1 pseudogene is annotated in these 506 nt (G+C 48.8%); it reads left to right on the forward strand.

Annotated elements, in window-relative coordinates:
- Positions 1-506, forward strand: a pseudogene (locus B3V51_RS04025) (alkene reductase); the annotation flags it as partial.

Consider the following 506-nt stretch of genomic DNA (forward strand, 5'->3'; position numbering starts at 1 on the left):
CTTTATGGTGACGGAGGGGACACAGATCGAACCCAGAGGCCAAGGTTATGCATGGACGCCAGGTATTCATACGCAAGCACAAATTGAAGGCTGGAAAAAAATCACGCAAGCGGTACATGCCAAGGGCGGTATTATTTTTGCTCAGCTATGGCACGTTGGCCGTGTGTCTCATACTAGCTTACAACCCAACCAAAATCAGCCTGTAGCGCCCTCTGCTATTACTGCTGATAATGTCAAAGTATTCATTGAAACAGGTCCAGGCGAAGGTGCTTTAGCTGATCCAAGTGAGCCGCGGGCACTGAGCACAGAAGAGGTGAGCGAGTTGATAACGATGTACGCTCAAGCCGCTCGCAACGCCTTAGAAGCGGGTTTTGATGGGGTAGAACTGCACTGTGCCAATGGTTATTTAGTGAACCAGTTTATCTCTGAGCATAGCAATAAACGTGATGACCAGTATGGTGGCTCGCTAGAGAATCGTTTGCGGTTCCTAAAAGAAGTGGTTGCTG

The organism is Psychrobacter sp. UBA2514 (genome assembly GCF_002341255.1).
Lineage (GTDB): Bacteria > Pseudomonadota > Gammaproteobacteria > Pseudomonadales > Moraxellaceae > Psychrobacter > Psychrobacter pacificensis.